The organism is Agromyces larvae (assembly GCF_022811705.1).
Taxonomy (GTDB): Bacteria; Actinomycetota; Actinomycetes; order Actinomycetales; family Microbacteriaceae; genus Agromyces; species Agromyces larvae.
Genome location: NZ_CP094528.1, coordinates 985,599 through 998,059, shown reverse-complemented (window position 1 = coordinate 998,059; position 12,461 = coordinate 985,599). Strand labels below are relative to the sequence as shown.

Below are 12,461 nucleotides of genomic sequence, written 5' to 3'. Positions count from 1 at the left end.
TGTGGTGGGGTGTGGCTATCCCGCGACGGCGCGGGTGGATCCGGTGCGACCGAGGGAACGCCCGATCTCGCGTGCGATGCGCAGCGCGGTCGGAGAGAATTCGCGCCAGTCGTCCGCGCTGATGCGCGTCGCAGGTGCCGACACGCTGAACGCGCCGACCGCTTCACCGGTCGCGTTGACGATCGCGACGCCGATGCAACGGACGCCGAGTTCGTTCTCCTCGTCATCGAGCGCATAGCCCTGGGCGCGCACGCGGTCGAGCTCGGCGAACAGGTCGTCTCCGACGTGCGTCTTGTCGGTCGGGCGCACGAGGTCGCCCGCGAGGAGCGCCTCCTGCTCGGAGCGCGGCATGAGCGACAGCAGCGCCTTGCCCATCGCGGTGGAGTGCAGAGGGACCTGCTTGCCGATGCGCGAGACGAGCCGCACCGACTGCTCGCTCTCGACCTTGTCGACGTACACGACGCGGTCGCCGAGGCGCACGCCGAGGTGCGCGGTCTCGCCGCTGATCTCGGCGAGCTCGACGAGGTACGGATGGGCGATCTGTCGGAAGAGGTCCTCGTTGAGGTGCTGGCTCGCGAGCTGCACCAGTTTGACGCCGAGCCGGTAGACGCCCGTGCCGTCGCGGACGACGACGCCGAGTTCGAGCAATGTGGTGGCGTAGCGGTGCGCTGTGCTGACGGCCACGTGCATGCGCGAGGCGAGCTCGCGCAGGCCCACGCCGTCGGTGCCGCTCTGAGCGATGACGTCGATCAGCTCGAAGGCCTTTGCGACGCTCGTCGACTTCCCTGTCGTGCTTTCCATTCGGATGGCTCGAATCCACTTCTACTCTTGCGAACGCGTGGGGACACTCTGACGCGCACCCGACATCGCTGTCAAGTTGGAGCGGGCGTACGGCTCTTTCGAATTGGATTCGCATTGCTCGGATCGGCCGGTGCGGGCGACTTCGTTGACAGCCTCGTCTGCTCCGGCCTAACGTCTCCCTCGGGAGTCGAAATAGTCGACGCCTGTTCGGATATGTCGAATGAATCCGGGTCGACCGCCCCGAACTTGTGACTGCAATGAAGGAGCACAACGCCATGAGGACTAGGCACAAGAGCGTGACTCTTGCGACCCTGGTGGCCACCGCTGCAGTGTGCGCCAGCACGCTCGTCGCCCCGGTCGGGCTCGCGAGCGTCGCGGCGGCGGCAGAACCGGACGCCCCAGATGCATCGATCGTGCTGGGAGACCCCAACGAGCCGAACGGACTCGTCCAGATCGAGGAGGGGGATGGGCTGACGACGCCGGTCACGGTCGGAGGCAAGAGCGCTCGCCAGCTGACCAACGCCGGCGCGAAGTACCTGTACCTGAGGATCGACGATGCGATCGCCTACGACGGCGACTACGTCGCGTGCGTCCGAGCCGAGTACTACGACGAAGGCAAGGACGGCCTGACGCTGCAGTACGACTCCCGGGCCAGCGCGTTCGCGGCCGCCGGGACGGTGACGCGCGCCGACACGAAGACCTGGCAGACCGCGGAGTACAACATCGTCGACGGTCGGTTCGCCAATCGTCAGAACGGCGGGAGCGACTTCCGGCTGGCGGCCGGATCGGGCGGTGCCACGATCCACAGCGTCTCGCTGACCATCATCGAGGACGACGACGGCGTCACCTTGCCGTGTTCCGCCGGTGAGGCCGCGCCGACGACGAAGTGGAAGGTGCTCCACGCTGAGGACTTCCAGGCCGACGCGGTCGACACCGATCAGAGCGAGTGGGTCCGCTACGACTACGACCGGCCGTTCGACACGATCATGGACGACGCCGGCGACTGGTGGAAGAACGACTACGGTCCCGAGTGGGAGGAGAACGTCCTCAACAGCTTCGGTACCTACCGCAAGAACGTGCAGTTCGGCACGGACGGCTGGCTGACCGCGACGCTGTCGGCACGCGACACCGAGGGCGCTGGGTCGCCGCAGGAACCGCCGCGGATCTCGACCACTGAGCTGTCCACCGGCGAGAAGGCCCTCCGGATCGACTCGCCCAACTCCTACGACGGCGCCTTCGTCACGACGACCGAGAAGCTGCCGCCCGAGTATCGGCTCGAGTACCACCTCAAGACGCTCGACTTCGGCGGCGAGCGCAACGGCAGCATCTTCTACGACGGCAAGGAGAACGGGTACACGCCGACGGAGCAGTGCAAGACTCAGTTCCCCTACGCCGAGGGCATCGGAACGCCCGGGTGGAACAGCGATCCGACGAACCCCGACCCCTGCGCCTGGCAGAGCGTGGTCGACGGGCCGTTCGGATACAACGCCTTCCATCTCCTCGGGATCGTCGACTTCGACAACCCCGAGCCTGCCAACCTGCACTTCTGGCACTACCGCCGGAAGATCCTGATGGACTCCTTCGCTCAGCACCCCGACCGAGTCGGTTCGGGCAGCGGCGGCCGGGTCTGCAACCCCGCCGACAACACGTCCTACGACTACCGCGACAGCACCGCCAATGTCATCGACATGTGGTTCAACGGGCTTCCGAACTTCACGCCCGGCAAGGGCGGGATCACCGGCAACTCGCAGTGGTTCTCCACGACGTGCACCCGGGGCCTCCCGGTTCCGATCTCGCCGTACGCGGCCGCCGAGATGAAGCCTGAGATCATGCCCGACTCCGACTACGTGTTCGCGGTCGAGCGCAGCGCCACGGGCTACACGCTCGAGGTGACGGGCGACTTCCTGCACGCAGGCCACCAGACGCTGCGCTTCTACTCGCCGTTCATCGGCGGCGCGACGCCGATTTGGCACTACAACAACACGCCCGAGCAGTACGACGGGCGGTACAACCGGGCGCTCGTGCAGAACGGAGTCCACGGACAGCAGCAATGGGCCGACCAGTGGCCGGATGACTCGGCCTACCCCGACTTCCCGATCATCGGCGACCCGTACACGGACGCCGGCGAGGGAAGCGCGACGATCGACTCGATCAGGCTCCTGGTTCCCGGTGAGGACACCACCAAGCCCGAGACGACGTTGGTCTCGCCGACCGCGGAGGGCCCGTTCACGGGGCTGAACCTCCAGGTCGACGCGACCGACCTCGACGGCCTGGCACGCGTGGTGGCCAACGTCTACCAGGACGGCAAGCTCGTCAAGTCCACCCAGACCGCCGGCAACGGCGCGACGAGAGTCAGCCACACTGCGACCGTGGACCTGCCGGAGGGCACCTACCGGGTGCGGTACAACTCCCAGGACCTCGCCGGGAACGTCTCGACGACCCGGGAGCAGACCGTGGTGATCGACAAGACCGCCCCGACCGCGACGGTGAAGACCGGGCCGGGCGAGACGGTCGGCGCCGACGGGTCGTACTCGAAGGTGTCGTTCAAGCTGTTCGACGCCGGCAAGGTCGACAAGGTGGTCCTGAACGGAGTGGAGAAGAACCTCTCCGACAACGCCTGGTCCGATCTCAACTTCGTCCGACCCGGTGTGTTCGGGGCCGTCCTCGGGACGAACACGCTGGTCGTCTACGACGTCGCCGGCAACACCTCGACGACGGAGTTCACCCTGACGCCCTGACGTTCCGAGCGCATCGATCGGTGGCCGGGGCCCGAACGGGTCCCGGCCACTGCGTGCGCGGCGCGTCCCCGCGGTCGATCAGGAATGGAGAAGCCGCACGTCGGGGGCATTCGCTAGCGTGAGGAAGATGACCGAGCCCGCATCCCACCCCGCCGACACGCACGACCTGATCCGGGTGCAGGGCGCCCGCGAGAACAACCTGAAGGATGTCGAGGTCGAGATCCCGAAGCGCCGGCTGACCGTGTTCACCGGCGTGTCGGGCTCGGGCAAGAGCTCGCTCGTCTTCGACACGATCGCCGCCGAATCGCGGCGGCTGATCGACGAGACCTACAGCGCGTTCGTGCAGGGGTTCATGCCGTCGGTGCCGCGGCCCGACGTCGACGTGCTCGAGGGGCTGACCACCGCGATCCTCGTCGACCAGGAGCGCATGGGGGCGAACCCGCGCTCGACCGTCGGCACGGTGACCGACGCGAACGCGATGCTGCGCATCCTGTTCAGCCGCCTGGGCGAGCCGTACATCGGCGGGCCCACCGCGTTCTCGTTCAACATCCCGACGCAGAAAGCCAGCGGCGTGATGGTCGGGCCGAGCGGCGAGAAGAAGATCGTGCAGAACGCGATCTACCTCGGCGGCATGTGCCCGCGGTGCGAGGGTCGCGGCACGGTGTCCGACCTCGACCTCTCGCAGATCGTCGACGAGTCGAAGTCGCTCGACGAGGGGGCGATCATGGTGCCGGGCTACACGGCCGACGGCTGGATGGTGAAGGGCTTCTCGCAGTCGGGGTTCTATCCCGCCGACAAGCCGATCGCGGCGTTCACCGAGAAGCAGCGGCAGCTCTTCCTCTACGGCGAGGTGACGAAGGTCAAGATCTCGGGCATCAACATGACGTACGAGGGGCTCATCCCGAAGATCACGAAGTCGATGCTCTCGAAAGACCTGGACGCGCTGCAGCCGCACATCCGCGCGTTCGTCGAGCGGGTGGCGACCTTCGCGACCTGCCCCGAGTGCGACGGCACCCGGCTGACCGAGGGCGCCCGCTCGTCGAAGATCGACGGCATCAGCATCGCCGACGCCTGTCGCATGCAGGTCACCGACCTGGCCGAGTGGGTGCGCGGTCTCGACCGCCCCGAGGCCGGGCCGCTGCTCACCGCGCTCGGCGACAACCTCGACGCGTTCGTCACGCTCGGGCTGGGATACCTCTCGCTCGAGCGGCCGTCGGGCACGCTCTCGGGCGGCGAGGCGCAGCGCATCAAGATGCTGCGTCACCTCGGGTCATCGCTGACGGATGTCACGTACGTCTTCGACGAGCCCACGATCGGACTGCACCCGCACGACATCCAGCGCATGAACGAGCTGCTGCTGCGCTTGCGCGACAAGGGCAACACGGTGCTCGTCGTCGAGCACAAGCCCGAGATGATCGCCATCGCCGACCACGTCGTCGACCTCGGTCCCGGCGCCGGCAGCGACGGCGGCGAGATCACGTACGAAGGCGACATCGCGGGGCTCAGAGCGAGCGGCACCCTCACCGGGCGGCACCTCGACGACCGCGCCGCGATCAAGCCGACGGTGCGCACCGCGACCGGCGCCATCGAGGTGCGCGGCGCCGACGAGCACAACCTGCAGCAGGTCGACGTCGACATCCCGCTCGGGGTGCTGACCGTCGTCACGGGCGTGGCGGGGTCGGGCAAGAGCTCGCTGATCCACGGGTCCGTGTCGGGCCGCGACGGGGTCGTCTCGATCGACCAGGGCGCGATCAGAGGGTCGCGCCGCAGCAACCCGGCGACGTACACCGGGCTGCTCGAGCCGATCCGAAAGGCCTTCGCGAAGGCCAACGGGGTGAAGCCGGCCCTGTTCAGCGCGAACTCCGAGGGCGCGTGCCCGACCTGCAAGGGGTCGGGTGTGATCATCACCGAGCTCGGGTTCATGGACACCATCGAGACGCCCTGCGAGGACTGCGGCGGCAAACGGTTCCAGGCGGGCGTGCTCGAGTACCGGCTCGGCGGGCTCGACATCACCGAGGTGCTCGATCTGCCGGTGTCCCGGGCGCACGAGTTCTTCGCGTCGGGCGAGGCGAAGCTGCCGGCAGCGGTCGGCATCCTCAGCCGGCTCGAAGACGCCGGGCTCGGCTACCTCACGCTCGGGCAGCCGCTGTCGACGCTGTCCGGCGGCGAGCGCCAACGCGTCAAGCTGGCGATCGCGATGGGGGAGCAGGGCGACGTCTACGTGCTCGACGAGCCGACGACGGGCCTGCACCTGGCCGACGTCGAGAACCTGCTGAACCTGCTCGACCGGCTCGTCGACTCGGGCAAGTCGGTCATCGTGATCGAGCACCACCAGGCCGTCATGGCGCACGCCGACTGGATCATCGACCTCGGCCCCGGCGCCGGTCACGACGGCGGGCGCATCGTGTTCGAGGGCACGCCCGCCGACCTGGTCGCGGCGAAGTCGACGCTGACGGGGCAGCACCTCGCCGAGTACGTCGGCGGCTGAGACTCACCCCGACTTCGGAGATCATCACCCGATCGGATGCCCCGCCGCCGCCGCGCCCGGCGACTCGACGCCCGTTTGCGCCGACGGCGCGCGGCGCGCAAGGCTACGAGGATGACCGACTACCAGGTGCTCGAGATCGGCGCGCTCGACGAGTGGCGTGCGCACTACGGAGGCTTCCGACCCGACAGCTCACGCGATGGGCGGCGCGTCGTCGACCACGAGCTGACCATGCAGTACATCGGCATGACCGCGAACGCGCTCGAGCCCGGTGAACAGGCCGGATACTGGCATCGGCACGCGCGCATCGAGGAGCTGTACGTCTTCCTCGGCGGCCGCGGGCAGATGGGCCTCGACGACGAGGTCGTCGAGGTCGGGCCCGGCAGCGTGGTGCGCGTCGGTCAGGGCGTCTGGCGCACCTGGCGGTGCCTGCCGGAGAGCCCGGGGGAGCTGCGCTGGGTGTGCATCCGCGCCGGCGGTACGGAACTGCCCGAGTTCCCGGATGACTCGGAGCGCGGACCCGGGCGGCCGATGCCGTGGTGAGGGGATCGAAGACGAGCCGTTGATCGGTGAATCCGTGGACACTAGCCTGGCGACACGACCGTTGACCTCGACGACCGGAGGCACGCGATGGAACTGATCGCCTGGATCGGTGGCCTGCTCGCCCTGGTGCTCGCCGGGATCGCGGTCGTCGCGGTGCGGGAACGGCGCAGTCGCCGCCGCCCCGGCGACGATGACTTCGCCGAGTACGGGTCGCGCGAGCACAGTGACGCGATCGCCGCAGCGCACACGGCCAACGTCGGCCGCGGCTTCTGAGCGGCATCCGACGCGCACGTCGGGGTGTTCAGTGCCAGTCGCTGATCCAGATGTCGACCGGGTCGGGCCGGCCCGCGCCGTTCTCGACGAGCTCCTTCAGGCTGAGCAGGTAGATCGCCCACTTCGTGCTGCAGTGGTGCATGAACTCCACCGGCTCGCGCCAGCCCGCGTGTCGGAAGAGGACGATCACGAAGTCGCCCTCGGTGCGGATGTCCCATTCGACCGTCGTGCCGATCCACTCCTGCGGACCATCCGACACCTTCCAGAGCACTCGACGCCCCGGTTCGAGCTCGACGACCTCCATGTCGATGCCGCCCGGCCCGAACCGGAACTCGATGACGCCGCCGATCGACGGATCACCCGACGTGCGCTCGGCCCACCAGCCCGACAGGCCGTCGATCGTCGCGATCGCGTCGTAGACGCGTTCGGGCGTCGCATCCTTCATTCCTACTCGATGCAGGATGTCAACCATCGTTCTGCTCCTCGCTGTCGTCCTGTTCGTGTTCGTCGGTCTCCCGCTCGTCCGGGTGCGGGGGAGCGGCGTCGCGCTCGCGCTGGATGCGCTCTGCGATGCGCTGGATGCGCTGCAGACGGGCATCCCATGCGGCTCCCACCTGTGCGAGCTGAGCGCTCGCCCGGGCGAGTTGTGCGTCGTCGACGTCGTACCGGCGCTCGCGACCCGAGGTGGTGGCGGTCACGAGCCCGACGCGCTCGAGCACGCTGAGATGCTTCGCGATCGCCTGTCGCGAGACCGGAAGCCGGGCGCTCAGCGTGGTCGCGGTTCCCTGCTCGGCGAGCAGCAGGTCGAGCATGCGGCGCCTCGTCGGCTCGCCGATCGCCGACCAGAGGTCGTCGTCGATCACGGTGGTCACCGGGTCGCTCCAACGCCCTCCGCGTACGCGGGGAGCCGGCCGAGGAAGAAGTCCCACCCGGCAACGTGCGAGCGGTACTCCTCGATGACCTTCGCCTCGGTCCATCCACGCTCGCGGAAGCCCGTCTCGGTCATGCGAAGCCGGGTGCCGGTCGCATCGGGTTCGAGCTCGAACACGACCAGCAGCGAGTTGCCGAGTCGAGCGCTCTCGCCTTCGTCGTACGTCCACCGGAAGGAGAACCTCCGCGGACGCTCGGCCTCGACGACGCTGAACTGCACCCACAGGAGGGAGCCGTCGGGATTGCGGAACCCGATGCGCCCGCGTTCACCGGGCACCGGAGGATACTCGGCCTCGTCGGGCCACCACTCGCGGACGTGGACGGGATCGCTCACGACGTCGAAGACGATCTCGGGGGTGGCGTCGATATGCAACTCCCGTTCGATGCTCGCGTACTCCATGTCGTTCCTTTCGCAACTATTGGTTGCGTGTCAGAGTAGCGAGCGGTCTCGGTATCCGCAACCAATAGTTGCGTTCGGGAGTCAGTGGTCGAGGCGAACGGGTGAATCGCGGCGTCGGATCGAGCTTCGCGCCCGGTCGATCGAACGCGAGTGCGCCGGCCGCGAGGCGGCCGCGGGGTACGGTACGCGCGCGAAGCGGCAGGAAAGGCTTCGTGAAATGGCTGGTGAACGCGATTTCTGCCAGCGGATCCGACTTGTCGTCAGTGCGCCGATAATGCACATTATGTCGGATCACTTTGCGCTATCCGCGGATCCTGCGGATGGCGAGGAAACGGATACCGACCCCACTCCCTCGGTCTTGCTGACCGGCGGGCCGATACGTCTGAATCATCACGCCCTTCGAATCGGAACGAGAGTCGATCAGATCCGAGGACCACGGGGATGACGATGAGTTCCATTTCGTCGACGAGGTCCTGCTCGAGGAGCCACTGGATGAGGCGACTGCTTCCGTGCACTTGGAGTTCGCCGTCGCCGCTCGCCTTCAGTTCCGTGACGGCGGCGAAGAGGTCCTCTCCGAGGACGGTTGTGTTCGCCCACTCGGGTACCGTCAGCGTTCGGGATGCCACGTACTTCGGCTTCGCATTCAGGGCCGCCCCGATCGGGTGCCGCTTCAGATCCTCGATCGTGCCCCAGAAATCGAGAAGGATGTCGTATGTTCGGCGCCCGATGAGGAATGCGTCGGCGCGCTGGAACGTCGCGGCGATGTGATCCCGGGTCGCGTCGTCACCCGCGCCTCTCGCCCATCCACCGCGTTCGAACCCTCCCTCGCGGTCCTCGGCACTTGGGCCGCCGTTGCCTTGCGTCACTCCGTCCAGCGTGAGTTGCGTGATCGTCGTGAGTTTCATTGGCTGTTCTCCATGACTTCGGCACCCACGGCTTTGGGCACCACTCACCTACTCAACGAACGGCATCGCCCAGATCCGACACAAGCCAGAGGAATCGCATGACGAGCGCGCGCCGGTTCGATCCCGACGCCGAGGTGAGCGATCTCCCGGGTCGACCAGGACCGCAGCCGCCGACGACCGGGTTCGTCGGCGGCGAGGTGACGAACCGAACGTCTCGGACGCCACCGCACTCCCCCGCATCGCTGCATCGGGGCGTCGGTGCGTCACCGATGGGATGCTTCTGATCATGACCTCGGTGACCGGATCGCGCACGCTCTACGTATCGGACCTCGACGGGACGTTGCTGAGGTCTGACGGATCGGTCAGCGCCGGATCGGCACGCGCGCTGAATGCGGCGATCGATGCCGGAGCGCTCTTCACCTACGCGACCGCGCGGTCGTTCCTGAGTTCCAGGATGTCCACCGAGCGGCTTCATCTGACGCTCCCGGTCATCACGTACGGCGGGACGGTGACGGCCGACCCCGGCACCGGAGCGCATCGGGACCTGCGTCTGCTGGACGCAGCCACGGTCGAAGCGGCGCTCCACGTCTGCGCGCACCACGACGCGTCGGTCGAGCCGATCCTGTTCACCTACGAGGACGGGCGCGACTGGATTCGTTGGCGGCCCGAGCGGATGACCGCGGGCGCACGCTCGTTCCTCGATGCCCGGACCGGCGACCCGCGATTGCGGCCCGTCACCCGGGAGGATCCGCTCGACCGCACTGCCGTGTTCTACGTCAGCATCATCGGAGCCAGTCCGGGGCTCGCCGCCTTGCGCGACGCCCTGCGGCCGTCGCTCACCGACGCGGCGCACTTCCTCAGCATCGACGACGGCACTCCCGGTCTGGACTGGCTCGAGTTCCACCACGCAGAGGGAACGAAGGCCAGAGCCGTCCAGCGGCTGATGGTCCAGCTCGGCGCCGACCGCCTCGTGGTCTTCGGCGACAATCACAACGACGTGCCCATGTTCGAGATCGCCGACGAGTCCTACGCGGTCTCCAACGCGGTTCCCGCGGTGCGCGAACTCGCGACGGGGGTGATCGGGAGCAACGATGACGATGCCGTCGCCCTCTGGCTCGCCGACCGCGTCGTGGACTCCCCGCCGCTGCGTGCCTGACGGGGTGAGCTCCCCGACCGCGAACCGGACACGCTGACGGCGACTCGGCTCCCGCCTTGCCGGCGCCGCCGGTGCGCAGTCGCTCCACCTGCCAGGCGTCCATGATCGATGATTCGAACACAGTTTCGAGTACGCTGGTCGCGTGTCCGCTCCTCCTCCGACATCGGCGCGCACGTGCGATCTCCAGGTGCACGGCGTCCCGTGCGGCGCGCCCGTCGCCGACGACGCGGCGCCCATCGCGCTCTGCACGAGGCACCTGCTGGTCGCCCACGACTGGGTGGTTCGCGAGGTGGGCAGCACCGACCTTCTGCCCTCCCCGTGCCGGCTCTGCGGTGCGCGCGTCGGTGTGCGGTACCCCGGCGGATGGCTGTGCGGCGCGTGCGAGTGGCGAGTGGGCGACGTGCCCGACGACGACCTCGTCCTGCCGAGCGTCGAGGTCGTCTACTACGTGCGGTACGACGACCGGGTGAAGATCGGCACCTCGTCGAGGCCGCGTCAGCGCATCTCGGCGCTGCCGCATCACGAAGTGCTCGCGTTCGAGCTCGGCGGTCGGCTCCTCGAACGCCGCCGGCATGAGCAGTTCGCCGCGCACCGCATCCCCGGCACCGAGTGGTTCGAGGCCAACGACGCGCTCAGCGCGCACGTCGCGGCGATCGCCGACGGCATCGACGACCCCTGGCAGCGCTACGCGTTCTGGCTCAGTCGCGAAGCGGCGCTGCACGGTGCCGGCTGAGGCATCCGACCGGCCGAGAACCGGCCGAGACCCGACCGAGCCGGCCGGCCGCGCGAGCCAGCCCGCGCGATGCGCCGCGCGCCGCGATCCGCCGCTACCCGACGACGAGCGCGACGATCGCCGCAACGGCCGACACCGCCGCGATCACGAGCGCGGCCGCGATGAGCACCGCGTGCACGACGTAGAACCGGGTCCGTCGCCCCTCAGCGTCGCGGGCGCGCGGGTCGTCGGCGATGCGCTTCAGGAAGCGCGGCCAGACGATCGCGTTGAACGCAGCGTTCACGAGCAGCAGCACGGCGAGGAGGGTGAGCACCTCTCCAGCCTAGGCAGGTTCAACCGCCGGTCTGTCGCGCCTGCTGCTTCTCGAGCCGCTCCCCCGTCGACGGCATGCCGAGCTCGTTGAGCGGTGCGTCGTCGGCTCGCTCGGGAAGCCGGTCGTCGGTCGGGCACTCCATCAGGACATTGCCGGATGACTCGGCGAACGTGTGCTCCGAGATCGGATGGCCGCACACGGGGCACGGCCGGGCCGCCAACTCGGCCGGGTCGATGGGCTCGGATCCCTCGGTGATGGGTGGGGCGCCGAAAATCGGCTCGAGCGCATGGTCGACTCGATCGAAGAACCTCGTGAACGCGTTGCCGTCCTCTGGGCGGCCCGCTGCGTCGCTGGCCATGGGGCCGATGGTACGCCCGCCGAGGGTCGCATCGCCACCGTTCGCCTAGGCTGGCGAGCATGACGACGGATGCCTCGAATCGACCGGTGACGATCATCACGGGCGGGGGCCGGGGCATCGGCGCAGCGATCGCCGACCGGCTCGCCGCCGACGGGCACGACCTGTTCCTCACCTATCGCGACCGCGTGGGCGATGCCGAGGCGGTCGCCGAGCGGTGCCGCGAGGCCGGGTCCAGGGTCGAACTGCACCGGGTCGAGTTCGCCGATCTCGACGCGACGGCGGCGGTGGTCCCTGCCGCGGTCGACGCGTTCGGAACCGTCACGGGGCTCGTGAACAACGCCGGCATCACCGGCAAGATCGGCCCGTTCCTCGACGCGCCGATCGAGGAGACCGAGCTCGTGTTCCGCATCAACGTGCTCGCACCGATCGTGCTCACCCGCGCGGCGATCGCGCACATGTCGACCGATCGCGGCGGCGCGGGCGGCGCGATCGTCAACATCTCCTCGGGGGCGGCGACGAACGGCTCGCCGCACACGTACATCCCGTATGCGATGAGCAAGGCGGCGCTCAACGTACTCACGATCGGCGCGGCCAAGGAGTTCGCGGCCGACGGCGTGCGCGTCAACACGGTCTCGCCGGGTACCACGTTCACCGAGATCCACGCCGCCGCGGGTCGGCCCGACGCGCCGACCGAGCGCGCCGCCCGCATCCCGATGGGCCGGGCCGGGTACCCGCACGAGATCGCGGGCGCCGTCGCGTACCTGCTTTCGAGCGACGCGTCGTACACCACCGGGACGGATATCCGCATCACGGGCGGCAACTGACG

14 protein-coding genes are annotated in these 12,461 nt (G+C 68.5%); 7 read left to right on the top strand and 7 right to left on the bottom strand.

All coding sequences use genetic code 11. The features are described from left to right. Positions 1-15: 15 nt before the first annotated feature. The gene (locus MTO99_RS04615) at positions 16-801 is read right to left on the bottom strand and encodes an IclR family transcriptional regulator (protein ID WP_243557382.1); all 786 of its coding nucleotides are present in this window, start codon (positions 799-801) and stop codon (positions 16-18) included. Between the two features lie 257 nt (positions 802-1,058). On the opposite strand from MTO99_RS04615, the gene MTO99_RS04610 reads away from it, so the two are divergent. The 4 genes from MTO99_RS04610 (at position 1,059) to MTO99_RS04595 (ending at position 6,840) form a co-directional block, all read left to right on the top strand. Continuing rightward, positions 1,059-3,539 carry a hypothetical protein gene (locus MTO99_RS04610; RefSeq protein ID WP_243557380.1) on the top strand — a complete coding sequence of 827 codons (2,481 nt, stop codon included), beginning with the start codon at positions 1,059-1,061 and terminating at the stop codon, positions 3,537-3,539. A gap of 127 nt (positions 3,540-3,666) precedes the next feature. Further along, a complete protein-coding gene (locus MTO99_RS04605; RefSeq protein ID WP_243557378.1) occupies positions 3,667-6,027 on the top strand; it encodes an ATP-binding cassette domain-containing protein in 2,361 nt (786 codons plus the stop codon). Between the two features lie 111 nt (positions 6,028-6,138). Further along, the gene (locus MTO99_RS04600; RefSeq protein ID WP_243557376.1) at positions 6,139-6,567 is read left to right on the top strand and encodes a cupin domain-containing protein; all 429 of its coding nucleotides are present in this window, start codon (positions 6,139-6,141) and stop codon (positions 6,565-6,567) included. An 87-nt stretch (positions 6,568-6,654) separates the two neighbouring features. Beyond that, entirely contained in the window at positions 6,655-6,840 is a 186-nt protein-coding gene (locus MTO99_RS04595; RefSeq protein ID WP_243557375.1) for a hypothetical protein, read from the top strand. Between the two features lie 28 nt (positions 6,841-6,868). Here the strand turns inward: MTO99_RS04595 and MTO99_RS04590 are convergent, their stop codons facing one another. From MTO99_RS04590 to MTO99_RS04575, 4 genes are all read right to left on the bottom strand, one after another. After that, positions 6,869-7,312 (bottom strand): SRPBCC family protein, encoded by a 444-nt coding sequence (locus MTO99_RS04590; RefSeq protein WP_243557373.1) that lies wholly within the window; start codon positions 7,310-7,312, stop codon positions 6,869-6,871. Then, the gene (locus MTO99_RS04585; RefSeq protein WP_243557371.1) at positions 7,305-7,712 is read right to left on the bottom strand and encodes an ArsR/SmtB family transcription factor; all 408 of its coding nucleotides are present in this window, start codon (positions 7,710-7,712) and stop codon (positions 7,305-7,307) included. Before MTO99_RS04585 ends, MTO99_RS04590 begins: the two co-directional genes overlap by 8 nt. Next, positions 7,709-8,170, bottom strand: a complete 462-nt coding sequence (locus tag MTO99_RS04580; RefSeq protein WP_243557369.1) for an SRPBCC family protein — start codon at positions 8,168-8,170, stop codon at positions 7,709-7,711. Before MTO99_RS04580 ends, MTO99_RS04585 begins: the two co-directional genes overlap by 4 nt. A gap of 281 nt (positions 8,171-8,451) precedes the next feature. Then, the gene (locus MTO99_RS04575; RefSeq protein WP_243557367.1) at positions 8,452-9,075 is read right to left on the bottom strand and encodes a dihydrofolate reductase family protein; all 624 of its coding nucleotides are present in this window, start codon (positions 9,073-9,075) and stop codon (positions 8,452-8,454) included. A 286-nt stretch (positions 9,076-9,361) separates the two neighbouring features. Here MTO99_RS04575 and MTO99_RS04570 point away from each other — a divergent pair, with 286 nt between their 5' ends. Continuing rightward, entirely contained in the window at positions 9,362-10,231 is an 870-nt protein-coding gene (locus tag MTO99_RS04570; protein WP_243557365.1) for an HAD family hydrolase, read from the top strand. Positions 10,232-10,373: 142 nt separating this feature from the next. Then, positions 10,374-10,964: a GIY-YIG nuclease family protein gene (locus tag MTO99_RS04565; protein ID WP_243557364.1), complete on the top strand. Its 591-nt coding sequence runs from the start codon at positions 10,374-10,376 to the stop codon at positions 10,962-10,964. A gap of 94 nt (positions 10,965-11,058) precedes the next feature. Here MTO99_RS04565 and MTO99_RS04560 read toward each other — a convergent pair whose 3' ends face one another. Continuing rightward, a complete protein-coding gene (locus MTO99_RS04560; RefSeq protein WP_243557363.1) occupies positions 11,059-11,277 on the bottom strand; it encodes an SCO4848 family membrane protein in 219 nt (72 codons plus the stop codon). Positions 11,278-11,296: 19 nt separating this feature from the next. Beyond that, on the bottom strand, positions 11,297-11,635 hold the full coding sequence (locus MTO99_RS04555; RefSeq protein ID WP_243557362.1) for a hypothetical protein: 339 nt from the start codon (positions 11,633-11,635) through the stop codon (positions 11,297-11,299). A gap of 59 nt (positions 11,636-11,694) precedes the next feature. Between MTO99_RS04555 and MTO99_RS04550 the strand changes: the two genes are divergently transcribed. Beyond that, positions 11,695-12,459: an SDR family NAD(P)-dependent oxidoreductase gene (locus tag MTO99_RS04550; RefSeq protein ID WP_243557361.1), complete on the top strand. Its 765-nt coding sequence runs from the start codon at positions 11,695-11,697 to the stop codon at positions 12,457-12,459. The last annotated feature ends 2 nt before the right edge of the window (positions 12,460-12,461 follow it).

Bases quoted from the DNA above. Each gene is read 5' to 3' on its own strand.
- MTO99_RS04615 (WP_243557382.1), bottom strand. From the start codon at position 801: ATGGAAAGCACGACAGGGAAGTCGACGAGCGTCGCAAAGGCCTTCGAG.
- MTO99_RS04610 (WP_243557380.1), top strand. From the start codon at position 1,059: ATGAAGGAGCACAACGCCATGAGGACTAGGCACAAGAGCGTGACTCTT.
- MTO99_RS04605 (WP_243557378.1), top strand. From the start codon at position 3,667: ATGACCGAGCCCGCATCCCACCCCGCCGACACGCACGACCTGATCCGG.
- MTO99_RS04600 (WP_243557376.1), top strand. From the start codon at position 6,139: ATGACCGACTACCAGGTGCTCGAGATCGGCGCGCTCGACGAGTGGCGT.
- MTO99_RS04595 (WP_243557375.1), top strand. From the start codon at position 6,655: ATGGAACTGATCGCCTGGATCGGTGGCCTGCTCGCCCTGGTGCTCGCC.
- MTO99_RS04590 (WP_243557373.1), bottom strand. From the start codon at position 7,312: ATGGTTGACATCCTGCATCGAGTAGGAATGAAGGATGCGACGCCCGAA.
- MTO99_RS04580 (WP_243557369.1), bottom strand. From the start codon at position 8,170: ATGGAGTACGCGAGCATCGAACGGGAGTTGCATATCGACGCCACCCCC.
- MTO99_RS04575 (WP_243557367.1), bottom strand. From the start codon at position 9,075: ATGAAACTCACGACGATCACGCAACTCACGCTGGACGGAGTGACGCAA.
- MTO99_RS04570 (WP_243557365.1), top strand. From the start codon at position 9,362: ATGACCTCGGTGACCGGATCGCGCACGCTCTACGTATCGGACCTCGAC.
- MTO99_RS04555 (WP_243557362.1), bottom strand. From the start codon at position 11,635: ATGGCCAGCGACGCAGCGGGCCGCCCAGAGGACGGCAACGCGTTCACG.
- MTO99_RS04550 (WP_243557361.1), top strand. From the start codon at position 11,695: ATGACGACGGATGCCTCGAATCGACCGGTGACGATCATCACGGGCGGG.